General features: G+C 45.4%; 17 protein-coding genes and 1 tRNA gene. 10 read left to right on the plus strand and 8 right to left on the minus strand.

Going from position 1 to position 18,781, the window contains the following annotated elements; genetic code table 11:
* Positions 1 to 55 precede the first annotated feature (55 nt).
* Together HYN59_RS03855 and HYN59_RS03860 are read left to right on the plus strand one after the other, a co-directional pair.
* A complete protein-coding gene (locus HYN59_RS03855; RefSeq protein ID WP_108777009.1) occupies positions 56 to 1,021 on the plus strand; it encodes a succinylglutamate desuccinylase/aspartoacylase family protein in 966 nt (321 codons plus the stop codon).
* A 194-nt stretch (positions 1,022 to 1,215) separates the two neighbouring features.
* Positions 1,216 to 1,779 (plus strand): 5-formyltetrahydrofolate cyclo-ligase, encoded by a 564-nt coding sequence (locus tag HYN59_RS03860; protein WP_108777010.1) that lies wholly within the window; start codon positions 1,216 to 1,218, stop codon positions 1,777 to 1,779.
* Positions 1,780 to 1,961: 182 nt separating this feature from the next.
* Here HYN59_RS03860 and HYN59_RS03865 read toward each other — a convergent pair whose 3' ends face one another.
* The 3 genes from HYN59_RS03865 to ileS all read right to left on the minus strand — a co-directional run bounded on the left by HYN59_RS03865 (position 1,962) and on the right by ileS (position 6,532).
* Positions 1,962 to 2,564: a lipoprotein signal peptidase gene (locus tag HYN59_RS03865; RefSeq protein ID WP_108777011.1), complete on the minus strand. Its 603-nt coding sequence runs from the start codon at positions 2,562 to 2,564 to the stop codon at positions 1,962 to 1,964.
* 147 nt (positions 2,565 to 2,711) lie between these two features.
* The gene (locus HYN59_RS03870) at positions 2,712 to 3,092 is read right to left on the minus strand and encodes a TraR/DksA family transcriptional regulator (RefSeq protein WP_108777012.1); all 381 of its coding nucleotides are present in this window, start codon (positions 3,090 to 3,092) and stop codon (positions 2,712 to 2,714) included.
* 8 nt (positions 3,093 to 3,100) lie between these two features.
* Positions 3,101 to 6,532, minus strand: coding sequence for an isoleucine--tRNA ligase (gene ileS, locus HYN59_RS03875; protein WP_108777013.1), 3,432 nt, complete (start codon positions 6,530 to 6,532; stop codon positions 3,101 to 3,103).
* A 151-nt stretch (positions 6,533 to 6,683) separates the two neighbouring features.
* Between ileS and HYN59_RS03880 the strand changes: the two genes are divergently transcribed.
* From HYN59_RS03880 to HYN59_RS03910, 7 genes are all read left to right on the plus strand, one after another.
* A complete protein-coding gene (locus HYN59_RS03880; RefSeq protein WP_108777014.1) occupies positions 6,684 to 7,349 on the plus strand; it encodes a hypothetical protein in 666 nt (221 codons plus the stop codon).
* 89 nt (positions 7,350 to 7,438) lie between these two features.
* Complete coding sequence (locus HYN59_RS03885; protein ID WP_108777015.1) at positions 7,439 to 7,843, plus strand: hypothetical protein; 405 nt, start codon at positions 7,439 to 7,441, stop codon at positions 7,841 to 7,843.
* Between the two features lie 69 nt (positions 7,844 to 7,912).
* Positions 7,913 to 8,338: a response regulator gene (locus tag HYN59_RS03890; protein ID WP_108777016.1), complete on the plus strand. Its 426-nt coding sequence runs from the start codon at positions 7,913 to 7,915 to the stop codon at positions 8,336 to 8,338.
* A 55-nt stretch (positions 8,339 to 8,393) separates the two neighbouring features.
* Entirely contained in the window at positions 8,394 to 10,016 is a 1,623-nt protein-coding gene (locus HYN59_RS03895) for a PAS domain S-box protein (RefSeq protein ID WP_108777017.1), read from the plus strand.
* Between the two features lie 220 nt (positions 10,017 to 10,236).
* Positions 10,237 to 10,308, plus strand: a tRNA-Arg gene (locus HYN59_RS03900).
* Between the two features lie 107 nt (positions 10,309 to 10,415).
* Positions 10,416 to 11,057, plus strand: coding sequence for a hypothetical protein (locus tag HYN59_RS03905; RefSeq protein WP_108777018.1), 642 nt, complete (start codon positions 10,416 to 10,418; stop codon positions 11,055 to 11,057).
* Between the two features lie 160 nt (positions 11,058 to 11,217).
* A complete protein-coding gene (locus HYN59_RS03910) occupies positions 11,218 to 11,706 on the plus strand; it encodes a hypothetical protein (protein ID WP_108777019.1) in 489 nt (162 codons plus the stop codon).
* 300 nt (positions 11,707 to 12,006) lie between these two features.
* On the opposite strand, the gene HYN59_RS03915 is transcribed toward HYN59_RS03910, so the two are convergent.
* The 5 genes from HYN59_RS03915 to HYN59_RS03935 all read right to left on the minus strand — a co-directional run bounded on the left by HYN59_RS03915 (position 12,007) and on the right by HYN59_RS03935 (position 15,253).
* A complete protein-coding gene (locus tag HYN59_RS03915; protein WP_146185854.1) occupies positions 12,007 to 12,246 on the minus strand; it encodes a hypothetical protein in 240 nt (79 codons plus the stop codon).
* A 180-nt stretch (positions 12,247 to 12,426) separates the two neighbouring features.
* On the minus strand, positions 12,427 to 12,927 hold the full coding sequence (locus HYN59_RS03920; protein WP_108777021.1) for a DinB family protein: 501 nt from the start codon (positions 12,925 to 12,927) through the stop codon (positions 12,427 to 12,429).
* Between the two features lie 224 nt (positions 12,928 to 13,151).
* Positions 13,152 to 13,544: a RidA family protein gene (locus HYN59_RS03925; protein ID WP_108777022.1), complete on the minus strand. Its 393-nt coding sequence runs from the start codon at positions 13,542 to 13,544 to the stop codon at positions 13,152 to 13,154.
* A 182-nt stretch (positions 13,545 to 13,726) separates the two neighbouring features.
* Complete coding sequence (locus tag HYN59_RS03930) at positions 13,727 to 14,557, minus strand: helix-turn-helix domain-containing protein (protein ID WP_108777023.1); 831 nt, start codon at positions 14,555 to 14,557, stop codon at positions 13,727 to 13,729.
* Positions 14,558 to 14,575: 18 nt separating this feature from the next.
* Positions 14,576 to 15,253: a hemerythrin domain-containing protein gene (locus HYN59_RS03935; RefSeq protein WP_181369505.1), complete on the minus strand. Its 678-nt coding sequence runs from the start codon at positions 15,251 to 15,253 to the stop codon at positions 14,576 to 14,578.
* A gap of 269 nt (positions 15,254 to 15,522) precedes the next feature.
* On the opposite strand from HYN59_RS03935, the gene HYN59_RS03940 reads away from it, so the two are divergent.
* The gene (locus HYN59_RS03940; protein ID WP_108777025.1) at positions 15,523 to 18,678 is read left to right on the plus strand and encodes a T9SS type A sorting domain-containing protein; all 3,156 of its coding nucleotides are present in this window, start codon (positions 15,523 to 15,525) and stop codon (positions 18,676 to 18,678) included.
* Positions 18,679 to 18,781 lie beyond the last annotated feature (103 nt).

Below are 18,781 nucleotides of genomic sequence, written 5' to 3' on the forward strand. Positions count from 1 at the left end.
TTGTTGTTACCTGAATATTAATCGAAATACTTATTTTTATCCTTTCCGACAACCTATGCCACAACATCGTACTATCACCATACTGGACGAAGAGATAAAGCCGGGCGAAAGCAAGACCATCAATATGGAAATTGCCCGCCTCTATACCATGACCAAGCTAAAGATTCCCATAATTGTGGAACGCTCTAAAATTGACGGCCCGGTAGTGCTTTTTTCGGCGGGGATGCATGGCGATGAGATCAATGGGATGGAGATCGTGCGGCAGCTTATCGTGCGGCACATCAACAAACCAAAGATCGGCACCATCATCTGTATACCGGTCATCAATGTGTTCGGGTTCGTGAACAAAAGCCGCGAATTTCCCGATGGGCGCGACCTCAACCGCGTATTCCCCGGAAGCAGGAACGGGTCGCTGGCCAGCCGCTTTGCCTACTACATTTTAAAAGAAGTTATACCCAATGTAGATTACTGCATCGATTTCCACGCCGGGGGAGCAAGCCGCTTCAATGCCCCGCAGATACGCATTGTACCAGGCAATGAGGAACTTAAAAAATTATCAGATGTGTTCAATGCGCCATTTACACTGTATTCCAAAAACATAAATGGCTCCTTCCGGAATTCCTGCGACAGGCTTGGCGTAAAAATGCTACTGTTCGAAGGCGGGAAATCGCTGGATATTAATGACGATATTACCCAGCATGGCGTGCGTGGCGCCAAGCGTTTCCTGGCCCACTTCGGGATGCTTGATGATTCTAAGAAAGTACCTGTGGCAGAGAGGCCTTCCATCTATATTAACGATTCAACATGGATACGCGCGCGGCATTCCGGCCTGTTCCAAAATAAGACCATGGCTGGGGAATTTGTAAAAAAAGGTGAAGTCATTGCCTGTATTACCGATCCCTTCGGGAAATTCGAAAAGAAAGTAAAAGCACCCAATACGGGATACATTATCAATTCCAATGACTCTCCGATAGTGTACCAGGGCGATGCAATATTTCATATCTCGCAGCGGATGGTTTAATCGGTTTCGGGTTTGGAGTTCAGGGTTTCGGGTTGCCAAGTGGGACGTGTTATCTGTGTTGAGACGTTGCGGTGCAACGCCTCTACAGCGTAAGATTTCGTGCTTTCTATTTCGACGGAAGAAGAAATCTCTTTTGTTCTAAAGCCTTAACCTTCGCGCCTCCTTTGCGTATCTTTGTGAAATAGTTCAATCTCATGACAAAAAAAGACCTCCGCCTCAAATACAAAAACCTTCGCCAAGCGATGCTTTCGGAAGAAGCCGAGGACAAAAGCCTTGCTATTGCCAACCAGCTGCTGCAGCTTGACATTTGGGATAAAACTTATTTCCACCTCTTCCTTACCATGGAAAACCAAAAGGAGGTGCATACCGACTATATCCTGAATATTCTTGCCGGAAAAGATAAGGAAGTAATCGTGTCACGGTCGGATTTTGAACGTTATACGATGGTGCATTACCTGCTGACAGATAACACCAAACTTGTAGTAAACCAGTACGGCATCCCTGAACCCTTAGACGGTATCGAGGTGCCCTCCAATAAAATGGACGTGGTATTTGTGCCGCTATTGGCTTTTGATAACCACGGTCACCGTGTAGGCTATGGCAAAGGCTTTTACGACCGCTTCCTTAACGAATGCAAACCTGATGTTATAAAGATAGGATTGTCCTTTTTTGAAGCGGAAGAAGAAGCTATTGAAGCGAATGATACAGATGTGCGACTGGATTATTGTGTAACGCCCTCGAAAATCTATCGATTTTAGTTTTTCAGTCACATTCGCAGTCACAGTTTTCAGTGCCAGGGTTGCTTTTTACCTTTGGTGTTCTTATGAATTACAGTAGAGACGTTGCAATGCAACGTCTCTACATCGTATATAAGGATCATCGGACACAATGACTGAAAACTGCGACTGCGACCTGCCTATGCCGGCAGGCAGGCTGAAAACTACTGTTTCGCGAATGCCTTTTTATTAAACACAATAAGTATGCCCACACCTACGGATATAGCCGCATCGGCAATATTAAAAATAGCGTTGAAGAAAGAAAACTCCTGACCCCCTATAACAGGAAACCACGACGGCCAGTGCGCATTTGTTATTATTGGGAAGTAAAGCATATCTACTACCTTTCCGTGGAAAAGCGTGCCATACGGCTTATCTGAAAAAAGAGTGGCTACCTGCCCCTGGCTGTGGTCGAACATAACGCCGTAAAAAACCGAGTCGATAATATTGCCAAAAGCGCCTGCCAGTATCAGGGCGATGGATACGATAAGGTATTTTGAGTGGTGCTTTCTAACCGAGTCCCAAAGCCACCAGCCTATACCGCCTACCGCAAGTATCCTGAAAAGGGTTAGCGTAAGCTTGCCGCCCAGCCAGGTTGGGATCTTTGCGCCCCATGCCATACCTTCGTTTTCTATGAAATTGATCCTGAACCAGCTGAAAACATCTACACTTTCCCGCTCCATAAAGTGGGTCTTGATGTATATTTTCGATATTTGGTCGATCAGCAATACAAGAATAACAATAAGGTAAGCTTTCTTTAAGGACATTTTTTTGATTTTACGCGCAAAAGTAACGGAAAATATTGTAATAATTAAGTTTTTTGTCGGAAGTCCGAAGTCGGAGGCTGCTTAGGTACGCGTTGATAGCTTCGGACTTCGGACTTCCGACAAAAAAACGCCCTAAAGGCGTTTTGATTATCGTTGCATATTCTTGGCTTCGATGCTCATGGTAGCATGCGGAACCAGTTTAAGGCGTTCTTTACTTATAAGCTTGCCGGTAACTTTGCAGATGCCGTAGGTTTTGTTCTCGATACGGATAAGGGCATTCTTCAGGTCGCGGATAAACTTCTCCTGGCGGATAGCCAGCTGTGAGTTCGCTTCCTTCGACATGGTTTCGCTTCCTTCCTCAAATGCTTTGAACGTTGGTGAAGTATCGTCGGTGCCGTTATTAAGGTCGTTCATATAAGCGCTTCGTATCAGCTCCAGGTCTGCTTTGGCTTTCTCTATTTTTTTTGTAATTAATTCCCTAAACTCTGCAAGGTCTGCGTCAGAGTATCTTATTTGCTCATCTACCATTTCTCTATCTATTTTGAAATTAATAATAAGGTTGTTATTTCGTCAAATTCAATTTGGGTTCCATTTTCAATAGTTGCCATAAATATTAGCTCATCTGTAAGCGTTTCGCTCATGATATAAGCCTCATTGGCTTTTACTGCGCCTTCAAGTTCCGCATTATCCTGAAGGTACACTTTTATCCTGTCGGTTACTTCAAATCCGCTGTCTTTCCTGATGTTCTGTATCCTGTTCACCAGCTCGCGGGCAATGCCTTCCTTCTTTAATTCATCGGTAATCGTGATATCCAGTGCAACTGTTATGCCATTTGCGTTAGCCACCAGCCAGCCCGGGATATCCTGCGATGAGATCTCGACGTCAGCAGAGGTTAAAGTAATACTTTTTCCTGATACCACAATATCAAGGCTGCCCTCTTTATCAATAGTGTTGATCTGCTCCTGTGAGAAACTTTGTATCTCTTTGGCTATCAAACCCATATCCTTGCCAAACTGCGGGCCCAATGCCTTGAAATTAGGCTTAACCTGCTTCACCAACACACCCGATGCATCATCCATCAGCACTATTTCCTTCACGTTCACTTCGGCTTTTATCAGCTCTGCAACGGCTTCAATTTCAGCCTTCTGTTTTGCGTCAAGCACCGGAATCATTACCTTTTGCAGCGGCTGGCGTACCTTTATCATCTCCTTCTTCCTTAGTGAAAGGACAAGCGACGAAATGGTCTGCGCCTTCTGCATCCTGCTTTCCAGCGATTTATCAACAAAGTTATCAGCATAAGCAGGAAAATCGGCTAAATGTACGCTTTCGAACTTCTCTTGTTGTGAAGCCTTTGTTAAATCTTTATAAAGCCTGTCCATAAAGAACGGCGCTATCGGCGCGCTTAGCTTTGCCACGGCCACAAGACAGGTGTACAAGGTCTGGTAGGCCGCTATCTTGTCCTGCGCATATTCGCCTTTCCAGAAGCGCCTCCTGCACAGGCGAACGTACCAGTTGCTCAGGTTTTCCTGAACGAAATCAGATATTGCACGTGCGGCTTTGGTAGGCTCATAATCGGCATAGAAGCCGTCCACGTCTTTTATCAGTGTATTCAGCTCGCTCAAAATCCAGCGGTCGATCTCCGGCCTTTCGTTGAGCGGCACTTCCGGCTCTTCGTAAGAAAAACCGTCGATATTAGCATATAACGCAAAGAATGAGTACGTATTATATAAGGTACCGAAGAACTTACGGCGGACTTCAGCCACACCTTCAATGTCGAATTTCAGGTTGTCCCACGGGTTGGCATTGCTTATCATGTACCAGCGCGTAGCATCGGGGCCGTATTCGGCAAGTGTGGTAAACGGGTCTACCGCATTGCCAAGGCGCTTACTCATCTTCTGGCCGTTCTTGTCGAGCACCAATCCGTTGGATACTACATTCTTATAAGCCACCTCATCGAATACCAAAGTAGCTATCGCATGCAGCGTATAGAACCAGCCACGGGTCTGGTCTACCCCTTCGGCAATAAAGTCGGCCGGGAACGCCTTGTGGTTGTCTATCAGCTCTTTATTTTCGAACGGATAATGCCATTGTGCATACGGCATGGCGCCGCTGTCGAACCAAACGTCTATAAGGTCGGCTTCGCGGTGCATTGGCTTGCCCGACGGCGAAACCAGCACTATCTTATCTACCACATTCTTGTGGAGGTCAACTAAATCGTAATTCTCCTCGCTCATGTTGCCCGGCTCAAACCCTTTGAACGGGTTCTCTGCCATCAGTCCGGCTTCAACTGCTTTTTCGATGCCGTTGAATAATTCTTCAACCGAACCGATTATCATTTCTTCAGTCTTGTCTTCTGTCCTCCATATCGGGAGTGGGATACCCCAGTAGCGGGAGCGCGACAGGTTCCAGTCGTTGGCGCTTTTCAGCCAGTTGCCAAAACGCCCTTCGCCGGTAGCCTTGGGCTTCCAGTTGATGGTATCGTTCAGGTCGAACATGCGCTCCTTAACATCGGTCATTTTTATGAACCAGCTATCGAGCGGGTAGTACAGCAGCGGCTCGTCCGTCCTCCAGGAGTGCGGGTAGCTGTGCACGTATTTTTCTACCTTAAAGGCTTTGTTATTTTCCTTCAGGTAGATAGATATCTCTACGTCGGCCGACCTTTCCGGTGCGGTTCCGGCGTCGTAGTATTCGTTCTTTACATATTTGCCTGCCAGTTCCAGCGGCTTGCCATTCGGGTTAGCCAGGCTGCCGGAATGCGAGGTGAACCTGCCCTGCATATCTACGAGCGGAACCGGGTTACCATTATCATCCAATACAAGCATTGGCGGCACCTCCGGTTTGGCTTCTTTGGCTACCTTGGCATCATCGGCACCAAAAGTAGGCGCGGTATGCACGATACCTGTACCGTCTTCGGTGGTAACAAAGTCGCCCGATATTACGCGGAAAGCATTTTCAGGATTTTGGTATGGCAGCACGAAAGGAAGCAATTGCTCGTAACGGATGCCAACCAGGTCTTTGCCTTTGGCTTCTGCCAATATTTTATATGGTATATTTTTATCTCCTTCTTTAAAATCGTTGAAGGCAGCATCATCGGCACTTTCAAAATAATTTTTGCCGAACTGCTTGCCTACAAGGTTCTTTGCCAATACAACATTTATCGGCTGGAAAGTATATTGGTTGAATGTCTGTACCAAAACATAATCGATGTTCGGGCCGACAGTCAAAGCCGTATTTGATGGAAGTGTCCATGGTGTTGTCGTCCAGGCCATGATATCCACATCCCCAAATCCTTTCAGGAAATCAGGAAGTGTGTCGGCAATCGTTTTAAACTGTGCCACGATAGTCGTATCGGTTACATCCCTGTACGCACCCGGCTGGTTTACCTCGTGTGAAGATAATCCGGTACCCGCTTTTGGCGAATACGGTTGTATGGTGTAGCCTTTGTATAGCAGGCCTTTGTCGTATATCTGCTTCAGGAGCCACCAAACGGTCTCCATGTATTTCGGCTTGTAGGTTACATACGGGTCTTCCATATCTACCCAGTAGCCCATTTTTTCGGTAAGGTCGTTCCACACGTCGGTGTAGCGCATTACCGTACGCTTACAGGCTTCGTTGTATTCTTCTATAGATATGGTTTTGCCGATGTCTTCTTTGGTGATACCAAGCTCTTTTTCCGTGCCAAGCTCTACCGGAAGGCCGTGGGTATCCCAGCCTGCCTTACGCTTTACCTGGTGGCCCTTCTGCGTTTGGTAACGGCAGAAAATATCCTTGATGGCACGCGCCATAACATGGTGAATTCCCGGAAGGCCGTTCGCGCTTGGCGGGCCTTCGTAAAATACATATTGCGGCTTCCCTTCGCGGGTTGTTACGCTTTTTTCAAATATTTGCTCCTTCTTCCAGAAATCAAGCACTTCGCCTGCTAGTCCGGCAAGGTCAAGTCCTTTATATTCAGTAAACTTCTTACTCATTGGTAGTACCTTCTAAAAATCAATTTGCGAAAGTAACGATTTTTTTTATGCAAAGGGGAAATTGGGAAAATATGTGGGAATGATAACGTTTGAGTTGCACGAATGACCAAATTATTTATATTTGTCCCATAACTTTAAATATTTATAAGCCATGAAAAAAATTTATTTATCTGCCGTTATGCTTCTTGTAATGATCATCGGCAATGCACAAGACAGAGTAGATGTTGCTTTGCCAAAAATCAACAAAACGACTATTGGCAAATTAATTGCCGCAAAAGGATGGACCCAGGGTTCTACAGGGCAGTGGGACTACAGAACCAACAAGTTAGATGGGGATAACTTTTTGTATTATGAATTGCACGATGTAATGATTGGTGATTCAAGCTATTCGATATTTATACAAAAATACACCTCCGGATACTATGACTATCCTAACATACAAGAAGGATGGCATCAGACCATGGCGATTAAATATTTTGTGTTTGATACGAAAGAACTGGAAAAACTGAAAAATCCTGAAGCTGACAAAACGACATCCACATCTATACCAGTACTATACAGAGGCGATATGCCTATAAGTGCAACAGAATTTTCTGTGGCCAAAAGGATTGAGGAAGATCTGGCGAAAGAGATCTTGAAAAATGAAAAGCCAATTTATGATCATTTAATTATAAAAATAAGGCCATATAAAGACACTATCCGCTTTGTCTTTAAGGAGGCTTCAGCATATGAAGTTGATAAGGTGCAGGCAACTGATATTACGAATGCCTACTACGAGGTTCCAAGAGAAAAATTTTCAAAATTATTCAAAATATAAGTTTAACAAACTCCCCTGCGGGAGTTTTTTTATGCCCCATACACAACCTTTACCCCCTCTTTTACATCTATATGTAAAAGACCATTGCTATGGAAACCCATTTCTCCCTTACCGATGCCGAATTTGAGCGCCTGTTCGGGACAGGCTCGCTCGACCCTGACCTCTTCACCCACGAGGCTCACATCCGCCTGGCATGGATACATATACGCCGTTACGGATTGGATAAAGCATGTTATAATATCGTGAACCAACTACAGGACTATGTAAAGATTCTTGGCGTGACAGATAAATTCAACCTCACACTGACCATCGCTTCCCTTAAGCTCATTGATTATTTTGTGGAGAACAGCAAGCAGGGTTCGTTCGCGGAATTTATCACCGAGTTCCCACAGCTGAACACTAATTTCAGCGAACTGCTGACGCAATATTATACGAGTGGCACTCTTCATGAAACAAGGCAAAGCCATATGGAACCGGACATTATGAATTTTTAACAACTGTTTAACGCAGACAATTGCTGCCAGCATAAGTAAAGTCGTAATTTTATCGATTAATCCTTACTTATGAGCAACAAGCGTACCTGTTTCCTGATAGATGATGATGAAGATGACCGCGAGATTTTTTCGCTGGCACTGGGATCTGCCGATAATTGCTGTTCCTGTATTACGGTCAAAAACGGGCTTGAGGCATTGAACTTCATTAACGAAAATCCGGATTTTCTGCCGGACTTTATTTTCATTGACCTTAATATGCCTTATATGACCGGCAAGGAATGCCTCGAGGCCATAAAGCAAATACCCCGCTTCGCGAATGTCCCTGCCATTATATACACCACCTCATCCTATACACGGGATGCAGAGGATGCCCGCGAACTCGGCGCTGCCCATTTTTTGGTAAAGCCATCAAGCATTGGTGCCCTCACCTCGGCCCTTACCCTGATACTGGCCGGTACGCCTGCCGTTTATTATCTCAATACCGCCACGGTGTAGGCATGTTTATGGCAATTAGCTAATTGATTATATTTACCCTTATCAATATCGTTTTATGGAAAATGCAGATAATAGCCCCGTTTCTTCGTTTCCCGGACTGACACCGCATTCACACCCTGCGAACTATATTTCTTTGCTGGAAGCCATGCCTACGCCCATATACATTTGCGATATGGACGGAAGGATTACTTTTTTTAATCCTGCTGCCACAAAATTTTGGGGAATAGCTCCCGAAAAAGGCGTGCTATGGCATATGTTCATGAAAATATTTAATCCCGATGGCTCGCTGCTCACGGCAAACGACTGCCCAGTGAACGAAGTACTACGCGAAAACCATCCTGTAAGGCATAAAGAGCTTATAATCGAAAGGCATAACGGGGTACGGCATGATATAAAACTGGATGTACAACCGTTGCTGGACACAGCCGGATCCCTGACAGGAATCCTATGCATCATCACTGACATTACCCATAAAAAGCTGGAGGATGCCCTGCAAATCGAAGATGAGGGCCGCTATAGGTCGCTTTCGCAGGTGCTGGAAAAAATGGTGGCCGAGAGGACGCTCAACCTTAAAAAAAGCGAGGAACGTTACCATAAGATGATTGAGGAAGTACAGGATTATGCGATTATCCTCCTTGACCATGACGGATACATCCTTAACTGGAACCTTGGCGCCCAAAAGATAAAGGGCTACACCGAAGAAGAGATCATCGGGAAGAATTTCAGGATATTCTATCAAAAGCATGACCAGGAAGGAAAACTGCCCGAAAAGCTTATTACCCGTGCCCTGTATACCGGCAGGGCCACACATGAGGGCTGGCGCGTACGGAAAGACGGCAGCACCTTTTGGGGATCTGTCGTAATAACAGCGCTGCATGACGATGAGAACAATATCATCGGTTTCACTAAAGTAACGCGCGACCTTACTGAAAGGAAACTGGCCGATGACAGGATGCAGAACTATGCGCTGGAAATAGAGTTCCGCAACAAGCAACTGGAAGAATATGCCTATATCGCCTCGCACGACCTGCAGGAGCCATTGAGGAAGATACAGATCTTTGCCGAAATGCTGGAAACCAATATCAGCGATCCGGAAAAAGCGAAGAAGCAGCTTGAAAAAATAAATTTGGCCGCAAAGCGTATGTCGAGCCTTATAAAGGACGTACTGAAATACTCGCAGCTTTCCCGTGCCGACGAACTTTTTGAAGATGTATCGCTCAATACCGTCATTGCGTCCATCAAAGACGATTTTGAGCTGCTGATCGAACAAAAGCAGGTAGTTATCGTACAGAATGACCTCCCGGTACTGAAGGGCATTCCAATACAGCTCAATCAATTATTTGCCAACCTGATAAACAATTCAATAAAATTCAGCTCTGATAATCCGGTAATCGAAATTTACAGCGAAAATGCAGGTATTGATGAGATTAGTAATTATCCCGGGCTGAACCACTCGCAAGGCCATGTAAAAATAAGCGTGAAGGATAACGGCGTGGGCTTTGAGCAGCAGTATGGCGAACAGGTGTTCAGGATGTTCAAACGCCTTACCGATAACAGCGGGACCGGTATCGGCCTGGCACTCTGCAAGAAGATAGTAGAAAACCATAATGGCCATATCAGCGTCAGCAGCGAGCCGGGCAAAGGCACGGAGTTTACAATATTGCTGCCTGTAGGATAGCTGATGTAAATCTTATATATTGCATCAATCTGCTTTCTGATATGGCACCTCGCCAATAACACACAACCGCAGGCTTTTCTAATGAGAATCTCTAAAAATACTCAGGAAAACCTATCTGTTACGGTTCTGCAAAAACGTGCAGAAAACGAATTAAGGAAAATTTTACATTTTTAGCTTTTAAACAAAAATAGAATTTCTATATTTGCACCTCGAAAATAACGGCCTCGTAGTTCAACGGATAGAATGGGAGTTTCCTAAACTTTTGATCCAAGTTCGATTCTTGGCGAGGCTACTAAAAAGCAGTACAGCAATGTGCTGCTTTTTTTTGTTTTATGCTATATTTGAAATTCCCAATAATTAAAGGAAAAACAATCCTGGATAAACATAAAATATAAACCAATGAGTGACTTTAAATCTGAACTTGAAAACTACCTTAAAATATTAGCCGATTATGGTTCTGCTGGGCCAATGGTAATAAAAGGAGCTGACAGCATTGAATCGGTATTAAAATTAAACGAGTTGAAAAATGTGGAGTTGCCCGCCGACCTCATTACCTATTTCATGATGATCGATGGCTATGATTACAGTAAAGAGCGCCAGTTTGAGGATATGCCAACAGAAATTGCGGCAGGCATGGCCGCAATGAACCTGAAAGAATCTTATGATGCGGTTAAAGACTTTGCCGGATTTAATGGGGATGACGACACTATGTGGCCTCATGGCTTTGTGCCTATATTATTTAATTACGGCGCCAACTATATCGTGGTAAATTGTATCAGGGAATCGCCCACCTATGGGGCAGTATATGATTTAACCGAAGGCGTGGGAATAAACATGATGGCCCGCGACCTGAGCCATTTTATAGCATGCTCAGCACAGGAGCTTACTAACGGATTCAGGGTATTTAAACACGATGATGAAGATTATGAATTCCAGTCCATCACGGTAAAAAGCTTTGCCGAACAAGCGGAAATTTATGGTAACACACCCTACTTCAGCAAAGACAGAAAACGTAATGAACAAATTATTGACTGGATGTAAGGTTATTAATCTAATACATCCCAGAATTTAGGGAATACCTTAATTTGATGCGATAGAATCACTGCACTATAAAATTACATTACCTTGAACATTATATAAAAACTGAAATATCTATTTGAAAATAACCATCAAAAGCATTAAATTATTATAACTTTATGAAATGATACCAGAACAATGCTGTCTCCGAAATAATGAAGAAGATTTTACAAACTTTATTTTGTACTTTGAGCAATCCAATGTAAATGAAAATATTAAGCGAGAAGTTCTTGATATTCTGCCATTACTTAAAAACTTAAATTACGATCTAATAAATGTATTATATGAAGATTTAGAAATAGAATTTGAACTGATTTTTTTTGAGCCCACTGCTGATGATTCAGGCAAAGTCATTATTACATTTAGAGATTTATCCTTTAAAATTTACATAAACGGTTGTAAATTCAGGTCAGAAGACTTTTTAGACAAAACTGTTAATGATATTTTATATTTAATTTTATCAGGGGAATATTTTGTTACCGAAACATTTTATAATGATGAGTTATTATCATTTGAAGTTCAGTTTATGGATATGAAAAAGAAATCTGAATACGGATTATTTAATTTTTATAAAAAGAATATCAAAACAAGTTTAAAGGAAAAAATTATTTGAATAAGCTTTAGCCATTATGTTTACTAATCATTTAAATATAGCATACTTAATAGAGCTATGGAGTTCGAAGAATATGCGATCCTGGAATTCAAAGTGGCTAACTCAAAGTTTATTGATATGTTGGTAATGGGCTGGTAGTGGGTGGCAAATGATATGATAGCGTAGTGATTTATACCGTGGGTATCGCTATAACTGGTAATCTTAAGCAGCTACAGTTTTAGCAAAAACGCCTAAGAAGAGCTTTACAATAGTAAAGGGCCGCAATTATGCAGCCCTTTTACAGAAAGTTTAGAAAATCTATTATATAAAAGCGTTTACCACCGCGATAAGGCTGTTGCCAATTACGCTTAGTAATAGCAGGTCGAAAACCAATTTTGGCTTTTGCTGTGACAGTACCGCGCCATTGAAGCCGCTGGCAAGTATCACCACAAAAAATAATTGTATCATTTGGGCGGGGCTGGCTCCGTTTTCAAGCACCATCATTGCAGCGATGCCACCAATACAGCTTTGCACCATTACGGCAAGTGCGTTAAACCCCATAAACCCTTTTAAGTATCCCTCTAAATTTTTTTGATAATAGCTCATGACCTAAAGTATTTGAATTATAGTACAAAGATCAGGCGCTATAGCGGGGTGTAACATGACGTTAGTCACCTGTTAAAAAATTTACACTGCTGAAAGTCAATAAAAAAGCCTCAAAAATATGAGGCTTATCACTTTTTACCTTTCCCAGAAGGCCGGTGGCTCGATACCCAAAGCACGCAGGTACACATAGCCCTGCCCACGGTGGTGTATCTCGTTATCCACAAAATAGAGCAGTGTGCCGTATACCGGGCCGGGCCATTGGCCGAATGCCACCGTTTGCTCCTGGAAGCGCTGCGGGTCCAGCTGGCCCCAAAGCCTGTCTATCTTGGCAGTAGTTTCGTCCCAAAGGGCCAGCAGCTCTTCTTTGGTTTCCGGCATGCCTTCGCCTGTCTGGTGGGACATGTTGTACTTTTCCCTCCATTCCCCGGTCACGATGCCGTCTATGCCGGGATTGGCAAGGTCGGTCATTTCCATAGCCAGTACGGCAAAGGTGCGCATCCCCCCGATGGAGAATGTGAAGAGTTCTTTTTCGGGGAATGCCTCGATAATCCTGCGGGTGAGACCCCTGTGGCCCTGCCAGTGTGCCAAAAATGCTTCGGGTGTAATTACGGTAGCTGTTGCAATGTTCGTTTCCATGATCTTTACTTTTATTTGGTTTATGAAGCAAAGATATTTGTGTCTTGTGACAGCCCTATGTCAGCAGGTTTTTGGGAAATGAAATTTTTTTATTCTGAGTCCGGAACAACCTAATTATGAAAATGTGAATTATGCGTAGTACAAAGTATTACCATAATCATGCTTCCCGACTGCGCTCGAAGTGACAACGTCAATCAAGCCAAATTCACATTAACAAAGAAGCTTTAACCGGACACAGTAGCCTCTATTTCTACAAGAAGCTGCGGGAACGCCAATGCCTTTATTTCTATAAGCGTGCTTGCGGGCTGTATGCCGTGCTGCAGCACCCAGCTGGTTATGATATCGTAAGCGGCAAAGAATTCGGGGATAGATGTCGTGTAATAATTAAGCCGCACAATACCTTTTGGGGTATATCCCGCTTTTTCAATTACCTGTTCCAGGTTTTGCAGCGCTAATTTTATCTGCGCCCGCATCCCTTCGCCGGAAGGCTGCCCGTTGGCATCCACAGCGGCCTGCCCTGCACAGTAAAGTGTCCTGGTATTATTTTTTACTTCTACGGCCTGTGAATAGCCAAGGGAGTCCTGCCACTGCCAGGGGTTTGTCAATGTAATGTCCATTTATTTGATTTATGATGATTGATGATGTATTGTTTTTTTGAAGGAACACACCCCGACCCCTCTCAAGCGGGGAACACTCGGGGTATGCTTACTCAAACCCTTAATACGGGCTTATTTTCGGCATGAGTGAAGCTCTTCCCCTCTTGAGAGGGGCCAGGGTGTGTTTAAGAAAACAAGTAGGATTAAATTGCAATTCCCGTTTTGCGGAAAACCATGCCTTCGTCGTGCAGCATCAGGTTGGGGATGACGCCGGAGAATTCCTTGAATTCCCTGATGAAATGCGCCTGGTCCGAGTAGCCCAAGAGATAGGATAACCCTGCCCAGCCGCCGGCTTCTTCCAGGTTTTGCATTTCCTTAAAGGCATTGCTGAAGCGGATGATGCGGCCAAATGTTTTCGGGCTTGTACCCACCTGGTCCCTGAACACGCGCTGCAGCTGCCTCGGGCTGACTGCAAGCCTGCTGCTCACTTCTTCCACGCTGATGCCGCCTTTTGCCTTGCGCATCAGGTTGGCCGCCTCTATAAAATAATTGCTTTCCCGTTGGTTTTTCAGCAGCTGCTCCTTAAGGTAGGCCTCTACCCTTGCGACGATCTGGTCAGGGGTTGCGAGCCCTATGAGGGTGTCGGTAAAGGATACTGCCTGGCGCAAACCGATATTGTCTATAGAAGTATAGTCATTATACAACGCGGATGCAGGCATTTTAAAAAGCGAGTATAGCGCTTCGGGCTTCAGGCGTATGCCGAATTTCCTGCTGTCGCCCGGCGAGCGCCACAATACCGTGTCGCGGTACAGGCCTGCCAGGAACACTTGTGGCAGTTTGTGCCAGATACCGTCAAAAAGCACCTCGCAACGGTTATCATCCAGATGGGCTATAAGCTCTACGGTGCCGAAAGGAAGGCAGCGCTGTATGGGCGACAGCTCTCCTGCCGTTTCGGTAAAGGTTTGCATCCAGTAGCAATCCACATAGGACTGCAATTCGGGTGACGGCTGTATTTCGCGATAGGAAATATTCATAGTGCAAATGTATGAAAACTAATAATTTAACGCGAATTTTTCTTCAACCTGCGCCATACGTTCGGCCGATAGCTCTTCCCTTGCCATCCCTAGGTACATTTGGTACACCGCTTCCGGCGCACCCATGCGGATGCCTTCCAGCCAACCCGATATTTCGGGTACGCTCAGGCTACGCATCATCCAGCGGCTTTCGGCCATAAGCACTTCCGGATCTATCGCGGCGATTATCTGCTGCTCCATGCTGTGTATTTCTTCATCGGTAAAGTGTTTCCAAAGCAGCAACAGCAACTGGTTCTCCTCTTTGTTCATGTGGTAGAGGTTGAAGGCAATAAATTCATTCATGGCGAAAAATAGCTGTTTCCCCGCCATTTCTTTTTCATTATCTGTAACCGCATTTTTCCATTGTGTAATACTCCCACGAAGGGCTTCGCTAAGATTGTGGTCGATAACATGGTCGTTTTCCAGCTCCTGTACAATGGAGGGTTCCAGTGCGGCAATATTCGCCAGGATAAAACGGTCTTCATGGTCGGCATGCTCATCGAAATACCGCAATGCCTTTTCCATCTCCGCAATAACTGCCCCGGCTTCAGGATGGGTAAAATCGGTTTGTTGTATGGTTATCTGCAGGTGGAACAACATTCCCCTTAATCCCTTGTGGATGTTGTTGAATACATTGTAGCGTTGGTAACTGTTCATTTGATTTGATTTTAATGATTGACGGGGCAAAAGTAGGCACAGCATAAACACCGGTATTGAACAAATGCGACATTTTGGCCTCACCTGGCCCCCTAACCCCCGAAGGGGAACTCCACTCAGTCCCGATAACCAATGAGTAAGCACGCCCGAGTAGAATTCCCCTTCGGGGGCTAGGAGGCCCTCTGTCAACACACATGTCAACACTGTTAACGCTTATTTAATGAGGGATATAAATAAATTTACGATACTATTAATCAAAATCATTGGCTATGAAATTTATTACCCCACTGGTTTCGGCTGTTTTCGCTTTTGTACTGCTGCCCGTAACGGCGAGTGCACAAAGCGCAAACGGATTTGAGAACCAAAAAGGCTTTGAGGTGTCGCAGCAAAGCGGTGTGCTCTCAAAGCTGTCGAAATGGCAAAAGCAACTGCCCAAACCTAAAATAATAAACGACCCGCAGAAAAGGATGCTGTCGCAGCTGGGTGTGCGCCCCGCTACCAATATGGCAACACTGGATACGGAATACGAATTTTACGGTGGGCTGGCAGCCAAAGGCAACAGCGTACCCTTAGCCTCGATAACCGATGCGGCAGGCAATACTTATATTACTGGCGGAAGCGGAAGCGAAGACTATGCGGGCGGCAATTATTTTACAATAAAAGTAAGCCCTACAGGAACCATACTTTGGGAAGCCCGGGAAGAATCGCCGCAATATGCCGTGGAAACCGGGATGAAATTGTTGCTTGATAACGATGGGAATCTTATCACTACAGGCATTCACTGGAACGGTAATGATATGGACATTAAGACCATTAAATACAACCCTTCCACAGGTGCAAAATTGTGGACCGGCATTTACAACGGTCCCGGCGAAGGTGTCGATATCCCTGCGGCAATAGTTAATGATTCCAACGGGAATATCTTTGTTACCGGCATGAGCTATTCAGGGACTTCGATAGATTATATTACGGTGAAATACAATGCTGACGGCTCTGAAGCGTGGAATGTTCGCGATAGCGGCCCCGGCGAAGGCAGCTGGAACGAGGCGACCGCCATTGCGCTCGACGGAAACGGCAATGTAGTAGTGGCAGGCTACAGCCCCAATGCGGAAGGCTGGCTGAACTACCACACCGTTAAATACAGCCCGGCAGGCGCCGAAGTATGGGCACAGGATTATAATTATGAAAGCACCGACCCTGATAATATTGCCGATGTTACTAACTCGGTACCGTGGGCAATTACTACAGATGCCAACGGGAATGTATATGTAACTGGTGTGTTCGATACCTTCCTCGGGCGTTTCGGTACTATAAAATACAACGCGGCAGGTGTGCAGCAATGGGTTGAAACCTATAAAAGCGACACCCAAAAAACACAGGCTTTTGCGATAGCGGTGCACGACAACACGCTGTATGTTGCAGGAACGCACAATGGCGGGTTTGCCGAAAATGGCAATACATTCGTGTCTTACGGACTTGACGGTACCCAAAACTGGATCCGGGAAACTACCGACCTGATAGATGCCGGCAATACCCAACTGCTGTTTGATGGTGATGATATTGTGGTTGCCGCCAAGGGCATGACACCCGGTGCGGAAGAATGGCAGCAGGATGTTGCCGCAAGGGCTAAGAAATATTCGCCGGATGGCACGTTGCTGGGTGAGGCAGCGTTCGTAATCGTAACAACGGATGGTACTGCAAGCATGGGCGATATGGCCGGTGCAGGCCTGGATGCCGATGGCAATGTGTACTTTGCTGTCAACTCCTACTACAGCGCGCAGGGTGCGGTGATAGAAACGGTAAAGTCGGGTTTTGCAGCTACCGCGCCGGCAACCGACTGGAATACGGTTTACACCAATTTGGGCAACCCGAGCGCTACCATGCTGTATTCGTTTCCGGATAACCACAACGGAACGATATCTACCGGGCAATTTTATGTTTTTGCCGATAACATGCTTATTACCAATTACTTTTTGGTAAAGCACAATGCCGATGGGACAATTGCCTGGCAGAAAGTATTTAATGCAGATAATGGCAATGCCGCCAATGGCATCATAGGCCGTGCGGATGCCGATGGCAACCTGTTCGTTTGCCTGCTGCCGGATTTTGACCAGACGGCGCTTACTATCAAGAAATTCTCACCGGCAGGCGACCAGCTTTGGGAAACCGAGGTAGAGCTTACCAACGCAGCAGTATTTGTGATGGAAGCCGGGCAGGACGGCTCGCTTTACCTGGGCGGTACGGCTTTTGAAAATGAAGCGGCAGAACACGCGTCGTTCGTAGCCATGAAACTGAACGCATCGGGTGCGCCGCAATGGACAACCTATACCGGCACAGGGAATGAAAGCGACAATATCTACCTGGTAAATGCAGGGAAAGTGAGCCAGGGTGGCGAGCTTATCCTTACCGGCCACTCCGGCTCAGGCGATTTTATGGCGCAGGAAGTGAATGCTACCGTGGTAAAATTCAACGCCGATGGCAGTGCCGGATGGGTTGCCGAAGTGCCTTATGACGGTTCTAACTCTTCGGGTTCTAACCTGCTTATCGATAGCGGTGGTGACGTATACTTAAACGGGTATGATGAAAACAGTGATACGTTCTATACCAATATAATAGTTGCCAAAGTGGATGCCGATGGTAACGTGCTGTGGAGTCACGAATATGATGAAGCCGACAGGAATGAGCGTTCCTATACGGTTAAGCAATTTTCTGACGGTGCGATTGCGGTTGTCGGCTATAGCATTGATCCCCTTGCCGGTGACATCCACAATGTATTGCTGAAATATGATGCCGATGGCAACCAGCTGTGGGAGTTTTCGTCGGAGGACATGCGTTATTATAATGACTTCCATATTGACGGCTCAGACAATTGCTTTATCATGGACCAGGAGATCATTGACCCGTTCCCGCATAAGATATACCAGGCCCCCTTCCCTATCGCAACGCTTATTACGGTAGATGCTGAAGGTAATGGCGACGAGCAGTTCTTCGTAGGGCCTGAATATGCCGAGTTCTATGGTGAAAACCTTATACCGCATCCTGACAACAGGCTGCTGTTGGGCGGAAGCGCAGGCAACCAGGCATTTTATGAAGGGCTTTACTTTTTTGAGACCGAACATGACGGATCACTTGGAGTGGACGGCCATGAAATTGTAAAAGACGGTAATTCATTGGGCCAGAACTACCCCAACCCGATTGCGGGCGTTACCCAGATCCCGCTTTACCTGATGAATGGCGGAAAGGCCAGTATAAAGCTATACAACAACCAGGGCAGGCTTGTAAAAGAAATTGCCAACGACACTTTTGCCCCCGGCAAAAACACAATAGAATTTGACGGTTCAGGATTATCCGAAGGTATTTATTACTATCAGATCACGGCAGGCAAATTTAAGCAGGCACGGAAGATGGTGGTGGGAAGGAAGTAGGTTTATTTGGTGATTTAGTTATCCATAACACTGAAACAAATCCGGAATAACCTGCGAGGTTTTTTAATACAGGTGTTCGGAAGACTATGCCGAAGTCAAAAGA

Source organism: Flavobacterium album, assembly GCF_003096035.1.
Lineage (GTDB): Bacteria > Bacteroidota > Bacteroidia > Flavobacteriales > Flavobacteriaceae > Flavobacterium > Flavobacterium album.

Excerpts from the sequence above, each read along its gene's own strand:
- HYN59_RS03930 (WP_108777023.1), bottom strand. The coding sequence starts at position 14,557 with ATGAATATTTCCTATCGCGAAATACAGCCGTCACCCGAATTGCAGTCC.
- HYN59_RS03885 (WP_108777015.1), top strand. The coding sequence starts at position 7,439 with ATGGAAACCCATTTCTCCCTTACCGATGCCGAATTTGAGCGCCTGTTC.
- ileS (WP_108777013.1), bottom strand. The coding sequence starts at position 6,532 with ATGAGTAAGAAGTTTACTGAATATAAAGGACTTGACCTTGCCGGACTA.
- HYN59_RS03865 (WP_108777011.1), bottom strand. The coding sequence starts at position 2,564 with ATGTCCTTAAAGAAAGCTTACCTTATTGTTATTCTTGTATTGCTGATC.
- HYN59_RS03855 (WP_108777009.1), top strand. The coding sequence starts at position 56 with ATGCCACAACATCGTACTATCACCATACTGGACGAAGAGATAAAGCCG.
- HYN59_RS03890 (WP_108777016.1), top strand. The coding sequence starts at position 7,913 with ATGAGCAACAAGCGTACCTGTTTCCTGATAGATGATGATGAAGATGAC.
- HYN59_RS03915 (WP_146185854.1), bottom strand. The coding sequence starts at position 12,246 with ATGGGGTTTAACGCACTTGCCGTAATGGTGCAAAGCTGTATTGGTGGC.
- HYN59_RS03925 (WP_108777022.1), bottom strand. The coding sequence starts at position 13,544 with ATGGACATTACATTGACAAACCCCTGGCAGTGGCAGGACTCCCTTGGC.
- HYN59_RS03920 (WP_108777021.1), bottom strand. The coding sequence starts at position 12,927 with ATGGAAACGAACATTGCAACAGCTACCGTAATTACACCCGAAGCATTT.
- HYN59_RS03905 (WP_108777018.1), top strand. The coding sequence starts at position 10,416 with ATGAGTGACTTTAAATCTGAACTTGAAAACTACCTTAAAATATTAGCC.
- HYN59_RS03910 (WP_108777019.1), top strand. The coding sequence starts at position 11,218 with ATGATACCAGAACAATGCTGTCTCCGAAATAATGAAGAAGATTTTACA.
- HYN59_RS03935 (WP_181369505.1), bottom strand. The coding sequence starts at position 15,253 with ATGAACAGTTACCAACGCTACAATGTATTCAACAACATCCACAAGGGA.
- HYN59_RS03860 (WP_108777010.1), top strand. The coding sequence starts at position 1,216 with ATGACAAAAAAAGACCTCCGCCTCAAATACAAAAACCTTCGCCAAGCG.
- HYN59_RS03870 (WP_108777012.1), bottom strand. The coding sequence starts at position 3,092 with ATGGTAGATGAGCAAATAAGATACTCTGACGCAGACCTTGCAGAGTTT.
- HYN59_RS03880 (WP_108777014.1), top strand. The coding sequence starts at position 6,684 with ATGAAAAAAATTTATTTATCTGCCGTTATGCTTCTTGTAATGATCATC.
- HYN59_RS03940 (WP_108777025.1), top strand. The coding sequence starts at position 15,523 with ATGAAATTTATTACCCCACTGGTTTCGGCTGTTTTCGCTTTTGTACTG.
- HYN59_RS03895 (WP_108777017.1), top strand. The coding sequence starts at position 8,394 with ATGGAAAATGCAGATAATAGCCCCGTTTCTTCGTTTCCCGGACTGACA.